The following is a 17,491-nucleotide window of genomic DNA, read 5'->3' as shown; positions in this document are numbered from 1 at the left end:
CCCGCTTGTCAGTCGGCAGTCGGCAGTGTCTGATGCGGTCATGGATGACATTCTTGACCAACCCGCCTTTGCCATTTCCGCAGCCTTAGAAGCTGGCGATCTGACGGCGACTGCCTTGATGGCCGCGACGCTGGACCGGATTGCGGCGCGCAATCCGGACCTGAATGCGATTGTGTCCCTGCGGGGTGCGGATGCGCTGATGCGCGACGCTGCAGTCGCTGATGCAAGCCCGCGCAAGGGCTGGCTGCATGGGATGCCGCTGGCGGTCAAGGATCTGTCAAACGCGGCGGGCTTGCCCACGACGATGGGATCGCCTGCGCTGGCTGGCCGGATTGCACCCCGTAGCGATATCATGGTGCAGCGGATGCAGGACGCCGGTGCCATTGTCATCGGCAAGACGAATACCCCTGAATTCGGCCTTGGCAGCCACACCTTTAACCCTGTTTTCGGCGCAACGCAGAATGCGCTAATGCCGGGGCACAGCGCGGGTGGCAGCTCTGGCGGGGCGGCGGTGGCGCTGGCGTCGGGGATGATCGCTGTCGCTGATGGGTCCGACATGATGGGCAGTTTGCGAAACCCGGCAGGCTGGAACGGCGTTTACGGGATGCGGCCGACTTGGGGCCGGGTTCCGTCAGAGCCGCTGGGCGATCTGATGCTGCACCCGCTGTCCACCAACGGGCCAATGGCGCGGCATCCGCGGGATCTGGCGCTGTTGCTGGACACCATGGCCGGACCTGATCCGCGCCAGCCGCACGGGCTTGATCACACAGCCACCGCGCCGCTGCTGGACGCGGATCTGCGCGGACGGCGGATCGGCTGGCTGGGTGACTGGGGCGGCGCCTACGCGGTGGAGGACGGCGTCGCGGATCACTGCGCTGCGCAGCTCGCGCGTTTTACCGAACTGGGGTGCCATGTCACGGATATTGCGCCGCCCTTTAGCGCTGCTGCGCTTTGGGACAGCTGGACCACGCTGCGCAGCTATGCTGTCGCGGCCTCGCTTGGCCCGCTGTATGACCAGCCCGCAATGCGCGCCGCGCTGAAGGATACCGCAATCTGGGAAATCGAGCGGGGCAGGGGCCTGTGCGGCGCGCAGGTCCAGCGCGCCAGCTTGATCCGGTCCGACTGGTTTCGCGCTGCGGTAAAGCTGTTCGATGACTTCGATGCCCTTGTGCTGCCCACGGCGCAATGCTGGCCATTCCCGATCGACTGGGCCTATCCGCAGGATATCGCAGGGCAACAGATGGACAGCTATCACCGCTGGATGGAGGTGGTCGTGCCCGTCAGCCTGATCGGCCTGCCGTCGGTCGCCGTGCCGCTGCCGCTGTCGCAGGGGCGGCCCATGGGGCTGCAGTTGATCGGGCGGTCACGGGACGATCTGGGCCTATTGCAGCTGGCGACAGGCTGGCACGCGCTTAACGCCGCCTGATGCCGTAAGCGGCCGCCAGCGCGGCGATAGCGGCGAAGCCTGCGGCAACCCAGACGATGGCGGCAAAGGCATTGCCCATTGCCACCGAATGCGCATCCCCCGCCGCGCGTTCGCCAAAACTGGCGGGTCCGCCCGACAGGTTATACGCAATTGTCGCAACAGAGCTCATCGCGGCCACAGCCGTCAGGCCGCCGATGCGGCTGATGGCGTTGTTGATGCCGGATGCGATGCCGGACTGCCCGTCGCCGGCTGCAACCATGACAGCTGTGGACAGGGGCGCGACAACCATGCTCATGCCAAATCCGACAATCCCCATGGCGGGCAGCACGCCGAACCAGAAATCACGCCCGTCCACGACCAGCGCCAGAACCGCATAGCCAAAGGCAACTACGCAGGCCCCAACGGCGATAACCGGACCCGGTCCGCGCCGGTCAGCCAGACGGCCAAAGCGGGTGGATAGCAGAGCGATGAAACCGGACAGCGGGCCAAAGGCAAAGATCGTCTTGAACTCTGACAGGCCCCAGCCCACGACCGTCAGCATGGGCAGGAAGAACAGGATCGCGCTCATGCCGAAATATAAAAGAAAGGTCGCAAGGTTTGCCGCACTGAAGGCGGGGTTGGCGAACAATCGCAGCGGCATCATTGGCTGCGGCGTGCGCGCTTCGTGCAGGGTAAAGGCCGTCAGCGCGATCACACCGGCGATGCCGGTCATAATGGTGATGCGGATGTCGTTGGACGCTTCCAGATGCGTCAGCGTCCAGGCCAGAAGGCCCAGACCCGCGACAGCCAGCGCGGCCCCGATGGCGTCAATTGGTTCACCGCTGCGGCGGGCATCCTTGACGACGCCGCGCCGGACTAGGATGAGCGCGATAAAGCCCAGCGGCAGGTTGATCGCAAAGATATAGCGCCAGGCGTCCTCTCCGAGTGTGGACAGGATCAGGCCGCCGATCAGCGGCCCCGCCGCCGTCGTCAGACCGGAGGCCGCGGCCCACATGCCAATGGCGCGGCCCCGCACTTCGCGCGGATAGGCGCGGCTGATCATGGCCAGTGCACCGGGAATCATCAGCGATGCGCCAACCCCCTGCGCCAGCCGCGCGGCGATCAGGGCATCAGGCGTCGGGGCAAGGGCGCAAGCCAGCGAGGTCAGCAGAAACAGCCCCACGCCCAGACTAAACACCCGCGCCAGACCAAAGCGATCACCAAAGGCACCGCCCGTCAGAATCAGCGCGGACAGGGCAACCATATAGGCATTGTTGATCCATGTGGCCTGATCCAGCGTCGCCCCCAGGGTGCTGCGGATCGCTGGGATCGCAATACTGACCACGGTCCCGTCAATAAACCCCATGGAAGAGGCAAGCACCGCAGCCGCGAGGATCAACGGGCGGCGATGCTTCGTGCTGAAGTCCGGCACGAAAACGGGCCGCGCCTTTTCAGACGTGGCCCGTTGGGCTGTATCAAGTTCTGGCAAGCCTAGCCTTTTGCAGGCTCAGCGCTTGCGCCGGTGCTGCCCGTCGGCATCTTGGCCTTGCCGCCAGTGGTCAGCGGATCGTCCTGACGCTGCACGGATCCTTCAAAATGGGCACCCGATTCGATTGCGATGGTCTTGTGGATGATGTCGCCTTCGACGCGGGCGGTGGAGGTCAGGCGCACCTTCAATCCGCGCACGCGGCCGATAATGCGGCCATGGATCACGACGTCGTCGGCCATGACTTCACCCTTGACGGTGGCGCCTTCGCCGATGGTCAACAAATGGGCACGGATGTCGCCGTCAACCTGACCTTCGATCTGGATGTCGCCGGTTGTCTTCATGTTGCCCGTCACCAGCAGGTCTGCGGACAGAATCGATGCGGGTGGCTTGGCTTTCGGCGCGGTTGCCTTGAATTCGCTGCTGCCGGCGCTGGGGGCAGGTGTCGCCGATGTTGCAGGCTGGGCAGGCGTTTCAGCGGCCTTGGGACCAGGTTCGTTGATTTTGGATTTAGAAAACATCTTGTCCAGCTCTTATGTAATTCATCGGGTTTACAGGGTTGCCGCCGACACGCACCTCATAGTGAAGGTGGGGTCCGGTCGAGCGTCCAGAATTTCCCATATCACCAATCCGGTCCCCGCGCGAGACCCTTTGGCCGACCGAGACGCGCATCGCATTCAAATGTGCGTAGCGGGTTTCGATGCCGAACTCGTGCTGGATCTTGATCAGGCGGCCATAGCCCGACGACCAGCCTGCGGACACCACCACACCATCAGCGGTGGCATAGACAGGGGTGCCGACAGGGGCTGCAAAATCGGTGCCCGCATGCAACCGCCCCCAGCGCTGCCCAAAGCCTGATGTGAAACGGTAGGCCGATTTCACAGGCACGTCGAAGGGCGCCTTTTCGGCGGCAATGCGATACAGGTTGATTTCGTCCAGACGGCTCAGGATACCGTTGGCGCGTTCAGCGTCCGGGTCCGGCCCGCCGCCCATGGTCGAAAACGACAACGGCGTCAGCGGCCCGCCAGAGCCGGAATAACCGCGGCGCACCTGGCTGAGCATATTGTCAGGGTTCATGCCCGCCGCGCGGAACATCTTTTCCAGCGGCTCGACGGACACGGTCATCGCGTCCTCCAGCTGGCGGAAGATATCGTCGTTACGCTCGTGCATCAGGCGCAACTCGTTTTCGGTCTCGGCGGCATGATCCAGCGCGAAACGCGCGTCTTCGGCAATCTTGTCCCGCTCTGCCGCGGTTTCGGCCAGGGCGGTGGCCAGCAGATCGACAGTGCCTTCCTGCACCGCAGTCTGGGCGGCGGGGGTCGGCGCGCCGGCACCTTCGGCAGTCAGCGCGGCAAGCTCGCTTGCCTGAGCCTTGCGGGTTTGCATGGTGTCGCGCAATGTGGATTGCACCACCTCCAGCCCGGTCTCAAGCTCGCGGCGCTTGTCTTCGCTTTCCAGCAGATCGGACTGCATCGTCGAAATCTGCGCCAATGCTGCGCTAAAGCGGGACTGGGCGGCAATCGCCTCGGCCGCGCGGGCATCGCGTTCGGACGACAATGCGTTCAGGCGCGCCTCATAGATCATCTGGTCGCGCTGCGCCTGCGCGCGAAAATTCCCCGATCCGATACTGTCCATCAGCAAGATTGCGGTAGAGATAATCGTCCAGCCCACAATGGCTGTCGCGGCAGTCCAGCCGATCAGCTGGTGGGACGGCCGCAGCCGGATAAACCGGGTTTCCGTGTCAGAGCGAAGAAAGAGTCGTTTTTCAGGAAATCGTGCTTCTAGGCGCGTATGAATGGCCTGTGTCAGTCGTGATCTCACGCGAAATATCCCTGTCCCGTCCCGAAAACCCGCGGCAAGGTTCCACACCCTTTACCGCCGCGGTACCCGTCGTCTAGCCAGCCTGCGACTTGGGTGCAACATTTTTGAAAAATTATGGAACAATTCGCCGGGATTGGGCAAGATCACGCCGAAACCCTGCCAAGGCTTACCGCGCCTCGCTCAGCGGCCAGTAAAAGTCCGGCGGCAAACCCGCCTCGGCCCTTTTTTCTTCGTTGAACGGCGGCTTCAGGCGGCCGTGGAAATAGCGCCGGACAAGGTCCTGAAACGCAACAACGGGGTCCAAGTCATGGCGGCCACACAGAAAATGAAACCACTTCGATCCATAGGCGACGTGGTGCACCTCCTCGGCATAGATGATCTCCAGCGCCGCCACGACCTGCGAATCGCCCGCCTTGCGAAAGATATCGATCATGCTCGGGGTGACATCCAGACCGCGCGCCTCCAGCACCATCGGCACGACGGCAAGGCGCCCCATAAAATCGTCTTTGGTCTCCTCGGCGGCCTGCCACATTCCGGCATGGGCCGGCAGCGCACCGTAATAGCTGCCATGCGTCTCAAGGCAGTCACATAGCAGATTGAAATGCTTGGATTCCTCATCAGCCGCCTTGACCCAGTCGTCAAAGAACCCGATCGGCATCGGAACTTGTGAAAAGCGGGCAATAATGTCCCAGTGCAGGTCGACCGCATTCAATTCGATATGCGCCACTGCATGCAGCATGGCGATCCGCCCGTCCAGGGTGCTGGGCTTGCGCCGCGGTACATCGCGCGGGGGCAGCAACCGCGGATTTTCGGGCCGCGCCGGATGCAATGGAGGCTGCGCCGCGCCGACCGATGGCTGCGCGCCGCCTGCGCGCGCGGCACGCCAGGCGGCCGCATGTGCATGAGACAAGGCCGTCTTTGCCCGACCGTCAGCTGTGTTCAGTACCTCAGTCGCCATCTGGGCCAAAGGTGTCATCCCGCGGTCCCCCTTCTTCTGGTTTCAAATATCCCGGGGGTGTGGGGGCTGGCCCCCACGTCCAAGCCAACCACTGCACACCGCCCCGCAGTCAAAGCGCCTTCCGTCAAAGCGATTGCCGGCAAAGCCTCCGCCATGAAAGCCCCGCCGCTACAAAATCATCGCCAGCGCTGCACGCCGGCGCGGCATTACAGCCTGCGTGCTGCCGCCAATACCGCATCTACATGACCCGGCACCTTCACCTTGCGCCAGACCTGCGCGATCTTGCCGTCCGGGCCGATTAAAAAGGTCGTGCGCTGGATGCCATGGAATGTCTTGCCGTACATCTGCTTCTCCGCCCAGACGCCATAGCGTTCGCACACATCGCCGTGCTCGTCCGACAGCAGCGCGATGCCAAGATCCCGCTTGGCGACGAACTTGTCATGCTTGGTAACCGGATCCTTGGATACCCCCAGCACGACCGCCCCTGCAGCCGTAAAGTCAGCGACGGCGGCGGTAAAATCCAGCGCCTCGGTCGTGCAGCCGGGGGTGTCGTCGCGGGGATAGAAATACAGCACGACACTACGCCCGGCGTAATCCGACAGGCTGACCTCTGCGTCGCCATCGCGGGGCAGGGTAAAGGTCGGGGCGATATCACCTTCGGCAAGGTGGGGGCTGGGCTCTGCTGGCATGGTATTCTTTCTGCGGGTTTGGGATATGTGTTTACATGTTTCGTTTTAGCCTGTGGTGGGCAAAGATAAAGCCAAAGGCAGGCCAGGGCAGGATATGACGCAGACCGATGACCCACAGCCGCCCCGGCGGCGCAAGCGCGGCGACCGCAGGGGCAAGGGGTTTCACGCCCTGCGCGCCCTGCTGCTTTTGCTTGTTGTGCCTGTCGTTTTTGCCGCCATTGCGCTGGTGATGATGTTCGACCGGGACATCACCGCGCCGTCCTGGGTAACGGATCTGGTAGCAGAGCGGGCCAGCACCATGCTGGGCGGCGGTGCCATCGACTTTGGCGATATTACGCTGCGTGTCGGTCCTGACCTGCACCCGCGGGTGCGGCTGCATCAGACGCAGGTGTCCGATGCGGCAGGCACGCCGCTGGCGCAAATCGACACAGTGGATGCCACGATCAGCCCGCGCGGGCTGTTGTTCGACCGCGCCGCGCTTGTCCAGCGCGTCGCGTTGTCTGGCACGGCGATTGACCTGATCCGCGATGCGCAAGGGCAGATGCGGCTAACCTTCATGCTGCCAGAGTCGGGCAACGGCGCCTTGCTGGCGGACGGCCTTGTCGGGCTGGTGCGCCAGATCGACACGCTACGCGACCGGCCCGTGCTGGCGGCGCTGGAAAGCCTGACGCTTGACGGTCTTGATATCACCTACCGGGACGAGCGGGCCGACCGGACCTGGACCGCTACCAGCGGCAGCTTCGCCTTCGGGATCGACGCGCAGAATACGACGGCGACCGCCCAGTTGCAGGTTGCGGGCGATAATGGTGTGTCGGGTTTGGGGTTGCGGCTGGACAGCCCGCGCGGCAGCGACGCCGCCGCAATTGCGATCACCATTACCGATGCGCAGGCGCGCGATCTGGCCAGCCAATCCGCCGCAATGCGCTTTCTTGGCGCGCTGGACGCGCCGCTGTCGGCCAGCCTGCGCACCGCCCTAAACGCGGAGGGAGAGCTTGGTCCACTGAACGCCACGCTGACCATCGGGGCCGGCGCGCTGCAGCCGGGGCCGCAAACCGCGCCGCTGCATTTCGACGGCGTCACGGCGGCACTGGTCTATGATCCAAGCGCACAGCGGCTTCAGTTTACCAGCGTGGATATCGCTTCTGACTGGGGCAGCCTGCAGGCGCGGGGGCAGGCGCTGGCGCGGGATTTTGATCGCGGCTTGCCGGATGCGCTGGTGGGGCAGTTTACCCTGACCGATATCGCGCTGAACCCGGCGGGGCTGTATCCGGTGCCGATCACGCTGGATCAGGCGGACATCGACCTGCGCCTGCGGTTTGATCCCTTCCGGCTGGATATGGGGCAGATCAGCCTGTCCGATCCGGCCCTGACCCTGACCGCCAGCGGCGCGCTGACAGCCACCGAAGCAGGCTGGAACGCCGCTGTCGATGTGCAAAGCCCCAAGCTGGGCACCGGCGATGTGCTGCGGTTGTGGCCAGAAGGCATCCGCCCCGGCACACGGCTTTGGTTCACGAACAACATCCTTGGCGGGGATTTGACGGATGTTGTGGCAGGCTGGCGCAAGCGTCCCGGCGAAAAAGCGACGCTGGCTGCGGGCTTTGCGTTCGAGGGTGCCTCTGTCCGGTTTCTGAAGCAAGAGCCGCCGATTGTAGCGGGTGCAGGCTATGCCACGCTGGCAGAGGATGCCTTTGTGCTACGTCTGGACAAGGGGCAGGTGATTGCGCCGCAGGGCGGGGCACTGGATGTGGCGGGATCGGTGCTGCAAATCCCCAACATCCGCACAAAAGCCGCGCCGCTGGTGCTGGATATCGCGACCAGCGGCAGCATTACCGGCACGCTGGCCATTTTGGACCAGCCGCCGTTCCAATATCTGACCAAGGCAAATCTGCCGGTCACACTGGCCGACGGGCGGGCCGCGGTGCAGGCGCATGTGACGCTGCCGCTAAAGCCCAAGATTGCACCGGATGAAATCGACTTTGACGCGACCGCAAACTTGTCGCGCGTGCGCAGCACGACATTAGTCAAGGGGCGCACGCTTGCCTCCAGCGATCTGGCAGTCAGCGTGGACCGGGGGGGTATGCAGATCAGCGGCGCGGCAACGCTGGACGGCGTGCCGCTGAATGGGCGCTTTGCGCAGGAATTTGGCGCGAACCGCGCCCCGACGCAGATCACGGGCCGCGTGAACATCACGCCGCAAGCGCTTGATACTTTTGGCATAGCGCTACCGGCACGCACTGTGTCGGGCGCGGGGACCGGGCAGCTTGCGGTGACGCTGGCCAAAGGGGCTGCCCCGCGTTTTACCCTGACGTCCGACCTGGTCGGGCTGGGTCTGTCGGTGCCGGCGATCGGCTATTCGAAATCGCGCGGTCGTTCCGGCACGCTCGAGATCGCGGGCACTCTTGGTGCCAATCCGGCGGTAGAGCGGTTGTCGCTGCGCGCGCCCGGCCTGCAGGCGACAGGTGCTGTCAGCCTGACCGAAGGTAATCAGCTGGAGGCCGCGCGCCTGTCGCGGGTGGTGGTCGGTGATTGGTTCGACGGTGCCGTGACCTTGCGCGGCCGCGGCAGAGGGCGCGGTATCGGGGTCGAGGTGCTGGGCGGTGCCCTGAACCTGAGTCGCGCCAGTTTCGGCGGCAGCGGCGGCGACGGCGGTGCGGGCGGCGGATCGGGGCAGGGGTTGCCGATTGCCGTGCGTCTGGACAGCCTGACCATTGCGGACGGTTTGCAGCTGACTAGCTTCAATGGAAATTTTGACACAACGGGCGGCTTTCGCGGCGATTTTACCGGTTTGTTCAATGGCCAGGCAGGCATCGCGGGCAGCGTGTCGCCATCGCGCGGGCGCAGTGCGGTCCGCATCCGGTCGGACGATGCGGGTGCCGTACTGCGCGCAGGCAACTTCGTGGATGGGGCCTATGGCGGATCGCTTGATCTGACCCTTTTGCCCGCAGCAGAGCCGGGCACCTTTGACGGCACCCTTGGCCTGCGCCTGCTGCGGGTGCGCGATGCGCCGGCGATTGCCGCGCTGTCGGATGCGATCAGCGTCGTGGGTTTGCTGCAACAGCTGGACGGGCAGGGCCTTGCCTTTGACGAGGTCGATGCCCGGTTCCGCCTGACCCCCAACAGGATCGTCGTTACGCAATCAAGCGCCGTGGGGCCGGGGCTTGGCATTTCGCTGGATGGAATTTACACGCTCGGCAGTCGGGCGGTGGATTTTCAAGGGGTGGTTTCCCCTTTCTATCTGCTGAACGGGATCGGCAGCTTTTTGACCCGCAAGGGCGAGGGGTTGATCGGATTCAACTTTACCGTGCGCGGCACACCTAGTGCGCCGCAAGTGGGGGTGAATCCGTTGTCGGTTTTCACCCCCGGCATGTTCCGCGAAATCTTTCGCCGCCCTGTGCCAGAGGTAAGTCCATGAAACTGTCTGATTTTGATTTCGACCTGCCGGAAGGCCTGATTGCCACCCGCCCCGCACGGCCCCGCACGTCGGCCAAGTTGCTAGTCGCGACCCCGGACCGCATCACCGATGGGGTGGTGTCTGACCTGGGCGACTGGCTGCGCCCCGGTGACCGGCTAATCTTGAACGATACCAAGGTGATTCCCGCCCGGCTTGAAGGGCTGCGCCACCGGAGTGGAGAGGCGGGCGATACCGCGGCCCGTATCGAAGTCACCTTGCTGCAACCCACACCGGATGCCCATTGGATGGCGCTGCTGAAGCCGCTGAAAAAGGTGCGCGACGGCGAAGAGATTGTGTTCAGCGATGACCTGCGCGCCACCGTGGTTGGCCGCAGCGACGGGCAGGCAGAGCTGCAGTTCAACCTGACGGGCGACGACTTTGATGCGGCCCTGCTGCAGGTCGGCGCGATGCCGTTGCCCCCTTATATCGCGGCCCTGCGCCCGGCGGATGCGGCGGACAAGGAAGACTACCAGACCGCCTGGGCGCGTCACACCGGCGCCGTCGCAGCCCCCACCGCGTCGCTGCATTTCGATGCTGTCTTGCTGGACGAGCTGGCCGCAAAGGGGGTGCAGTTTACCCATGTCACCCTGCATGTCGGTGCAGGCACATTTTTGCCGGTCAAGGTGGATGACGTCAGCACACACAAGATGCACAGCGAATGGGGGCAGGTGACGCAGGCCGCCGCCGATCAGATCAATGCAACCCGCGCGGCTGGCGGGCGCATCATTCCCGTCGGCACCACCGCCCTGCGCCTGATCGAAACCGCCGCGACCGACGACGGCGTTCAGCCGTGGGAAGGGCCGACAGACATCTTTATCACGCCTGGTTTTAAGTTCCGTGCCGCCGATGCGCTGATGACCAATTTTCACTTGCCCAAATCGACCCTGATGATGCTGGTCAGTGCTCTCATGGGGCAATCGCGGATACGTGATGTTTACAAACATGCGATATCGCAGGGGTATCGTTTCTTTTCCTATGGCGATGCGTCGCTTTTGCTGCCACAGGGCGACACTTGAATATTTGCGACACATGGTGTCGCTTTCAGTCCTGACAGCGGCCCACGCGGGCCGATAGACGACGCCCATATCTGGCCCGAAAGGCACCCGCGATGATACAAGTTCTTGGCAGCTCCTGGGCGCTTTTCCTTGGCATGTTCATGCTGATGATCGGCAACGGCTTGCAGGGCACCCTTCTTGGCCTGCGCGGAGAGATGGAAGGTTTTTCCACGCTCGAGCTGTCGGTTGTGATGTCGGGCTACTTCCTTGGGTTCCTGTTCGCGTCCAAGATGGCACCAGAGCTGATCCGCCGCGTTGGCCATGTGCGGGTCTTTGCCGCGCTGGGATCCACGATTTCCGCGGTGCTGATCATGTATCCAGTGCTGGCGGACCCTATTGCCTGGACGCTGGGCCGCGTTGTGATCGGCTTTTGTTTTTGCGGCGTCTACGTCACCGCTGAAAGCTGGCTGAACGACGCCTCTAGCAACGAGACTCGCGGGCAGGCGCTGTCGCTTTATATGATCGTGCAGATGGCGGGCATTGTGACGGCGCAGTACATCATCACCCGCGGCGATGTATCGGGCTTTGTGCTGTTCATCGTGCCATCGGTGCTGGTGTCGATGGCCTTTGCGCCCATCCTTTTGTCGATCAAGCCAACGCCCGCCTTTGGCCGCACCAAGCCGATGAAGGTTGTGCAGTTGATCCGCACTTCGCCCCTGGCTGCGGTCGGTATGTTCCTGCTGGGCGGCGTTTTTTCGGCGCAGTTCGGCATGTCGGCGGTTTACGGGGCCCGCGCCGGTTTCAGCGTCGGAGAGATTTCGCTGTTCGTCTCCGCCATCTATCTGGCGGCGCTGGTGGCGCAGTATCCTATCGGTTGGATGTCGGACCGCCTTGACCGGCGGATCCTGATCATCGCGGTGGCACTGATCGGCGGCATTGGCTGCCTTGCCGGCGCATTTTGGCCGGCGTCCTATACGCTGGCGGTTGTTTCGGGCGCGCTGGTGGGCGGGACGTCAAACCCGCTTTATGCGCTGCTGATCGCCTATACCAACGACTACCTTGAAAAAGAGGATATGGCCGCGGCGTCGGGCGGCTTGCTGTTCATCAACGGCGTTGGCGCAATCATGGGCCCGCTGACGCTGGGCTACATGCTTGATACCATGGGGCCGCGCGGATACTGGGTGTTCCTTGGCGTGCTGATGTCGGCTGTCGGCATCTATGGCGTATACCGGATGACCCGCCGCAGCCGTGCCGATATCGGCAACGATCATGTGACCTATGCCAACCTGCCGATGACCACTTCGCCCGTCCTGGCCGAGATGGCGCAAGAGGTTTATCTGGACGCCGAAGAAACCGGAGAGGCAGCACAGACCGAGCCTGCGGAATAACACTTGTCTTAGGGTCAACCGTCTGTTTGTCTGAAGCTTAACGCGCCGGACAAAAGGGCCCATATGATGAAAACCGCTCAGGATGTGTTGGCCTTTTGGCTGGATGAATGTGGCCCTGCCGACTGGTATCGGCAGGATGACGCGCTGGATGCGCGCATTCGCGATCTGTTTCTGCCAACGTGGAACCGTGCCGCTGACGGGCACTTTGGCCTTTGGCTGACCTGCCCGAGCGAGACGCTGGCCTATATCATTCTGACCGATCAGTTTCCGCGCAATATGTTTCGCGGCCATGCCGATGCTTTTGCCACGGATGCCGTGGCGCGAGCGGCGGCAAAGATGGCGATTGACCGTGACTGGGACATGCAGATCGACGCGCCCGCGCGGCAATTCTTTTACCTGCCATTGATGCATTCGGAAAACCTGACGGATCAGGACCGGGCTGTGCGCCTGTTTCACACGCGCATGCCGGATGCCGGCGCCGGCAATCTGACACATGCCCGCGCACATCGCGCCATTATCCGCGACTTTGGCCGCTTTCCTTATCGCAACGCCGCACTGGACCGTGCGACAACAGCGGCAGAGGCGGAGTTTTTATTGGGCGGCGGCTATGGTGCAACCCTGCGCCAACTGCAGGCAGAGGATGCCTGATCGTCGCCTCTGGCCATTTCTGCCGGAGTAGTTCAGTATTAAACCAGTTTTCAACGGACCCGCAGGAGAGACCGCATGGCCGCCCAAAACTTTGATGTGATCGTGATCGGTGCCGGCCCCGGCGGCTATGTCGCCGCCATTCGGGCCGCGCAGCTGGGCCAGAAAGTTGTCATCGTCGAGCGTGAAAATCTGGGCGGTATCTGTCTGAACTGGGGCTGTATCCCGACCAAGGCGTTGCTGCGTTCGTCAGAGGTGTTTCACCTGATGCACCGCGCCAAGGAGTTCGGCCTGTCGGTTGAAAAGCCCGACTTTGACCTGCCCGCCGTCGTGGCCCGCTCGCGCAAGGTCGCAGGCCAGCTGTCAGGCGGCATTGGCCACCTGATGAAGAAAAACAAAATCTCTGTCGTCATGGGCGAGGCCAAGATTACCGCTAAGGGTAAGGTTTCGGTCAAGACCGAGAAAGGCAGCGAGGAGTTGACGGCCAAGAACATCGTTTTGGCCACCGGCGCGCGCGCACGCAACCTGCCAGGGCTAGAGGCTGACGGCGATCTGGTCTGGGCCTATCGCGACGCGCTGCAGGCCAAGCGTATGCCAAAGGATCTGCTGGTGATCGGATCGGGTGCGATTGGCATCGAATTTGCCAGCTTTTTTAACACGATGGGGTCGAATACGACCGTCGTCGAAGTCATGGACCGCATCCTGCCGGTCGAGGACGCCGAGATTTCCGCCTTTGCCAAAAAGCAGTTCGTCAAGCAGGGCATGACGATCATGGAAAAGGCCATCGTCAAGCAGCTGGACCGCGATCCCAAGGCGGGTAAGGTCACGGCCCATATCGAGGTCGGCGGCAAGATCGAGAAGAAGGTCTTTGATACCGTGATTTCCGCCGTGGGGATCGTCGGCAACGTCGAAAACCTTGGGCTGGAAGAGCTGGGCGTCAAGATCGACCGCACCCATGTCGTGACCGATGAATACTGCCGCACTGGGGTCGAAGGGCTTTACGCCATCGGCGATATCGCCGGCGCGCCCTGGCTGGCGCACAAAGCATCCCACGAAGGTGTCATGGTCGCAGAGCTGATCGCCGGCGGCCACCCGCATGCGGTAAAGCCTGAAAGCATCGCCGGCTGCACCTATTGCTATCCGCAGGTTGCATCGGTCGGATATACAGAGGCCAAGGCAAAAGAGCTGGGCTTTGACGTTAAGGTTGGCAAGTTTCCCTTTATCGGCAACGGCAAGGCCATTGCCCTGGGCGAGCCCGAGGGCATGATCAAGACGGTGTTCGATGCCAAGACCGGCGAATTGCTGGGGGCCCATATGGTGGGTGCGGAAGTGACCGAGCTGATCCAGGGCTACGTGATCGGCCGTCAGCTGGAGACGACGGAAGAAGATTTGATGAATACCGTCTTTCCGCATCCGACCCTGTCGGAGATGATGCATGAAAGCGTGTTGGATGCTTACGGGCGTGTGATCCATATGTAGGCGTTCCAGGGCGAGAGTGCTGGGGGCGCTGCCCCCGGCCTGCGGCCTTTCCCCGGGATATTTCTGACCAGAAGAAGGGGGCTGTCTGCGCGCGGGCGGTCCTTTTTATTGTGCGGTGTAGGGGGCGCTGCCCCCGCCGCTGGCGCGGCCCCCCGGAGTATTCGGGCCAGATGAAAAGGGAACGGGGGCGAAATGGGCTATGTTCGTCCTTTGTTCATTTTTGGGGCTGGCAATTGGGTTTTGGCTTGCTATCTGATGGGGGACACCGCCTTGGGGGCAAAATGGCCGAGCTGAAGAATATCGAAGTGCGCGGCGCGCGCGAACACAATCTGAAGAACATTGACGTGGATATTCCGCGCGATCAGCTGGTGGTCATCACCGGTCTGTCGGGATCTGGCAAATCCTCTCTCGCGTTTGACACGATCTATGCCGAAGGGCAGCGGCGCTATGTAGAGTCGTTGTCGGCCTATGCGCGCCAGTTTCTGGATATGATGGAAAAGCCTGACGTGGATCACATCAGTGGTCTGTCGCCGGCGATTTCGATTGAACAAAAGACGACGTCGAAAAACCCACGCTCTACCGTGGGGACGATCACCGAGATTTACGACTATTTGCGATTACTGTTCGCGCGGGCAGGGACCCCTTATTCGCCGGCCACGGGCCTGCCGATCGAGGCGCAGCAGGTGCAGGATATGGTTGACCGCGTCATGGCGATGCCGGAGGGCACCCGTGGCTATCTGCTGGCCCCGATCATTCGGGACCGCAAGGGCGAGTATCGCAAGGAATTTTTGGACCTGCGCAAGCAGGGGTTTCAGCGCGTCAAGGTCGACGGCCAGTTCTATGAGCTGGACGAGCCGCCGACGCTGGATAAAAAGTTCCGCCATGACATTGACGTTGTTGTGGACCGGATTGTCGTGCGCGAAGGGCTGGAGACGCGGCTGGCGGATAGTTTCCGCACCGCGCTGGATCTGGCGGACGGTATTACCGTGCTGGAAATTGCGGCCCCTGCGGGGGATGAAGGCGCTGCGGCAGCAGATCCGGAGCGGATCACGTTTTCCGAGAATTTCGCCTGTCCGGTATCCGGATTTACGATCCCCGAAATCGAGCCGCGCCTGTTTTCGTTCAACGCGCCGGTGGGGGCTTGTCCGTCCTGTGACGGGCTTGGCGTCGAGCTGTTCTTTGACGAACAGCTGGTTGTGCCGGATGTGACGCTGAAGATCGCGGATGGCGCGCTGGCCCCTTGGCGCAAGGGCAAGAGCCCTTATTTTCTGCAGACCATCGAGGCGATTGCCAAGCACTACGGTTTTAACAAGAATGCGCGGTGGAAAGACCTGGACCCCAAGCACCAGGAGGTGTTCCTGCGCGGGTCAGGCAAGGAAGAGATCAAGTTCCGCTATGACGAAGGCGGGCGGGTTTATCAGGTGTCGCGGCCGTTCGAGGGGGTCATTCCCAATATGGAACGCCGTTACCGCGAGACGGATAGCAACTGGATCCGCGAGGAATTCGAAGGGTTTCAGAACAACCGGCCCTGCGGCACTTGCCACGGCTTTCGTCTGCGTGAAGAGGCGTTGGCAATTAAGATCGGCGGCTTGCACGTCGGTCACGTCGTGCAGATGTCGATTGCAGAGGCCTATGATTGGTGCCTTGCGGTGCCGGACCAGCTGAGCAAGCAGAAGAACGAAATTGCCAAGGCGATCTTGAAGGAAATTCGCGAACGGCTGGGTTTTTTGAATAACGTCGGACTGAACTATCTGACCATGGCACGCAATGCGGGCACGCTGTCGGGTGGCGAAAGCCAGCGCATCAGGCTCGCGAGCCAGATCGGATCGGGCTTGCAGGGTGTGCTTTATGTGCTGGACGAGCCGAGCATCGGTTTGCATCAACGCGACAATGACCGGCTGCTGACGACGCTGAAAAACCTGCGCGATCAGGGCAATACGGTCATTGTGGTCGAACATGACGAAGAGGCGATCCGCGAGGCGGACTACGTCTTTGACATCGGGCCGGGTGCCGGTGTGCACGGTGGCAGCGTGGTGGCCAAAGGCACGCCCGCCGAGATCATGGCGGACGAAAACTCGATCACCGGTATGTATCTGACCGGCAAGCGCGAAATTGCGGTGCCCGCCAAGCGGCGCAAGGGCAACGGCAAGAAGCTGACCGTCGTCAAGGCCACAGGGAACAATCTGCACAATGTCACCGCTGATTTTCCGCTGGGCAAATTTGTCTGCGTCACAGGTGTATCGGGGGGCGGTAAGTCAACACTAACGATCGAGACGCTGTTCAAGAACGCCGCGATGAAGCTGAACGGCGCGCGGCAGGCCCCTGCGCCCTGCGAAACGATCAAGGGGTTCGAGCATCTGGACAAGGTCATCGACATTGACCAGCGCGCCATCGGCCGCACACCGCGGTCGAACCCCGCGACCTATACTGGGGCCTTTACCCCGATTCGTGACTGGTTTGCCGGCCTGCCAGAGGCGAAGACACGCGGCTATAAGCCGGGGCGTTTTTCGTTCAACGTCAAGGGGGGGCGCTGCGAGGCGTGTCAGGGCGACGGTGTCATCAAGATCGAGATGCACTTTCTGCCCGACGTTTATGTTACTTGCGAAACTTGCAAGGGCCAGCGCTATAACCGGGAGACGTTGGAGGTCAAATTTAAGGGCAAGAGCATTGCCGATGTCCTTGATATGACTGTGGAAGACGCGCAGGAGTTTTTTCAGGCCGTGCCGTCGATCCGGACCAAGATGGACGCGCTGGTGCGGGTCGGTCTGGGCTATATCAAGGTCGGCCAGCAGGCGACGACCCTGTCAGGGGGCGAGGCGCAGCGGGTCAAGCTAAGCAAGGAGCTGGCGCGTCAATCCACAGGACGCACGCTTTATATCCTTGATGAGCCGACCACGGGTCTGCATTTCGAAGACGTGCGCAAACTGCTGGAAGTGCTGCACGAGCTGGTGGAGCAGGGCAATTCGGTTATCGTGATCGAGCATAACCTTGATGTCATCAAGACGGCCGATCACCTGATCGATATCGGCCCCGAAGGCGGCGATGGCGGTGGCCGGATCGTGGCCGAGGGAACACCGGAACAGGTGGCAGAGGTCGCGGAAAGCCACACGGGGCGATATTTAAAGCCGATGTTGCAGTCCAAGCGTGTCGCTGCGGAATAAAATTTGCCGCTGC

12 protein-coding genes are annotated in these 17,491 nt (G+C 62.3%); 7 read left to right on the top strand and 5 right to left on the bottom strand.

Annotated elements, in window-relative coordinates; all coding sequences use genetic code 11:
* Positions 1 to 40: 40 nt before the first annotated feature.
* On the top strand, positions 41 to 1,426 hold the full coding sequence (locus SJY10_RS11010) for an amidase (protein WP_386682510.1): 1,386 nt from the start codon (positions 41 to 43) through the stop codon (positions 1,424 to 1,426).
* Here SJY10_RS11010 and SJY10_RS11005 read toward each other — a convergent pair.
* The 5 genes from SJY10_RS11005 to bcp form a co-directional block, all read right to left on the bottom strand.
* Positions 1,413 to 2,894: an MFS transporter gene (locus SJY10_RS11005; protein WP_386682509.1), complete on the bottom strand. Its 1,482-nt coding sequence runs from the start codon at positions 2,892 to 2,894 to the stop codon at positions 1,413 to 1,415. The two genes, SJY10_RS11010 and SJY10_RS11005, sit on opposite strands and share 14 nt — an antisense overlap.
* A gap of 2 nt (positions 2,895 to 2,896) precedes the next feature.
* Positions 2,897 to 3,412 carry a polymer-forming cytoskeletal protein gene (locus SJY10_RS11000; RefSeq protein ID WP_386682507.1) on the bottom strand — a complete coding sequence of 172 codons (516 nt, stop codon included), beginning with the start codon at positions 3,410 to 3,412 and terminating at the stop codon, positions 2,897 to 2,899.
* Complete coding sequence (locus SJY10_RS10995) at positions 3,402 to 4,712, bottom strand: DUF5930 domain-containing protein (RefSeq protein WP_386682505.1); 1,311 nt, start codon at positions 4,710 to 4,712, stop codon at positions 3,402 to 3,404. The genes SJY10_RS11000 and SJY10_RS10995 overlap by 11 nt, the downstream gene beginning before the upstream one ends.
* A 166-nt stretch (positions 4,713 to 4,878) precedes the next feature.
* On the bottom strand, positions 4,879 to 5,688 hold the full coding sequence (locus SJY10_RS10990) for a ferritin-like domain-containing protein (RefSeq protein WP_386682503.1): 810 nt from the start codon (positions 5,686 to 5,688) through the stop codon (positions 4,879 to 4,881).
* 188 nt (positions 5,689 to 5,876) lie between these two features.
* Positions 5,877 to 6,359: a thioredoxin-dependent thiol peroxidase gene (gene bcp / locus SJY10_RS10985; RefSeq protein WP_386682501.1), complete on the bottom strand. Its 483-nt coding sequence runs from the start codon at positions 6,357 to 6,359 to the stop codon at positions 5,877 to 5,879.
* A 94-nt stretch (positions 6,360 to 6,453) separates the two neighbouring features.
* Here bcp and SJY10_RS10980 point away from each other — a divergent pair, with 94 nt between their 5' ends.
* The 6 genes from SJY10_RS10980 (at position 6,454) to uvrA (ending at position 17,478) form a co-directional block, all read left to right on the top strand.
* A complete protein-coding gene (locus tag SJY10_RS10980; protein WP_386682499.1) occupies positions 6,454 to 9,771 on the top strand; it encodes a DUF3971 domain-containing protein in 3,318 nt (1,105 codons plus the stop codon).
* Positions 9,768 to 10,826, top strand: coding sequence for a tRNA preQ1(34) S-adenosylmethionine ribosyltransferase-isomerase QueA (gene queA, locus SJY10_RS10975; RefSeq protein ID WP_386682497.1), 1,059 nt, complete (start codon positions 9,768 to 9,770; stop codon positions 10,824 to 10,826). The genes SJY10_RS10980 and queA overlap by 4 nt, the downstream gene beginning before the upstream one ends.
* Positions 10,827 to 10,918: 92 nt before the next feature.
* Positions 10,919 to 12,193, top strand: a complete 1,275-nt coding sequence (locus SJY10_RS10970) for an MFS transporter (RefSeq protein WP_386682495.1) — start codon at positions 10,919 to 10,921, stop codon at positions 12,191 to 12,193.
* Between the two features lie 66 nt (positions 12,194 to 12,259).
* On the top strand, positions 12,260 to 12,841 hold the full coding sequence (locus tag SJY10_RS10965; protein ID WP_386684630.1) for a DUF924 family protein: 582 nt from the start codon (positions 12,260 to 12,262) through the stop codon (positions 12,839 to 12,841).
* Positions 12,842 to 12,916: 75 nt separating this feature from the next.
* Positions 12,917 to 14,317, top strand: coding sequence for a dihydrolipoyl dehydrogenase (gene lpdA, locus SJY10_RS10960; protein ID WP_386682493.1), 1,401 nt, complete (start codon positions 12,917 to 12,919; stop codon positions 14,315 to 14,317).
* Between the two features lie 281 nt (positions 14,318 to 14,598).
* Positions 14,599 to 17,478 (top strand): excinuclease ABC subunit UvrA, encoded by a 2,880-nt coding sequence (uvrA, locus tag SJY10_RS10955; RefSeq protein ID WP_386682491.1) that lies wholly within the window; start codon positions 14,599 to 14,601, stop codon positions 17,476 to 17,478.
* Positions 17,479 to 17,491 lie beyond the last annotated feature (13 nt).

This window comes from Loktanella sp. R86503 (assembly GCF_042466455.1).
In the GTDB taxonomy this organism is placed as follows: domain Bacteria; phylum Pseudomonadota; class Alphaproteobacteria; order Rhodobacterales; family Rhodobacteraceae; genus Loktanella.
The sequence above is the reverse complement of the archived record's forward strand: the minus strand, read 5'-3'. Positions and strand labels throughout refer to the sequence as shown.

Bases quoted from the DNA above. Each gene is read 5' to 3' on its own strand.
- SJY10_RS11010 (WP_386682510.1), top strand. From the start codon at position 41: ATGGATGACATTCTTGACCAACCCGCCTTTGCCATTTCCGCAGCCTTA.
- SJY10_RS11000 (WP_386682507.1), bottom strand. From the start codon at position 3,412: ATGTTTTCTAAATCCAAAATCAACGAACCTGGTCCCAAGGCCGCTGAA.
- SJY10_RS10990 (WP_386682503.1), bottom strand. From the start codon at position 5,688: ATGACACCTTTGGCCCAGATGGCGACTGAGGTACTGAACACAGCTGAC.
- bcp (WP_386682501.1), bottom strand. From the start codon at position 6,359: ATGCCAGCAGAGCCCAGCCCCCACCTTGCCGAAGGTGATATCGCCCCG.
- SJY10_RS10980 (WP_386682499.1), top strand. From the start codon at position 6,454: ATGACGCAGACCGATGACCCACAGCCGCCCCGGCGGCGCAAGCGCGGC.
- queA (WP_386682497.1), top strand. From the start codon at position 9,768: ATGAAACTGTCTGATTTTGATTTCGACCTGCCGGAAGGCCTGATTGCC.
- SJY10_RS10970 (WP_386682495.1), top strand. From the start codon at position 10,919: ATGATACAAGTTCTTGGCAGCTCCTGGGCGCTTTTCCTTGGCATGTTC.
- SJY10_RS10965 (WP_386684630.1), top strand. From the start codon at position 12,260: ATGAAAACCGCTCAGGATGTGTTGGCCTTTTGGCTGGATGAATGTGGC.
- lpdA (WP_386682493.1), top strand. From the start codon at position 12,917: ATGGCCGCCCAAAACTTTGATGTGATCGTGATCGGTGCCGGCCCCGGC.
- uvrA (WP_386682491.1), top strand. From the start codon at position 14,599: ATGGCCGAGCTGAAGAATATCGAAGTGCGCGGCGCGCGCGAACACAAT.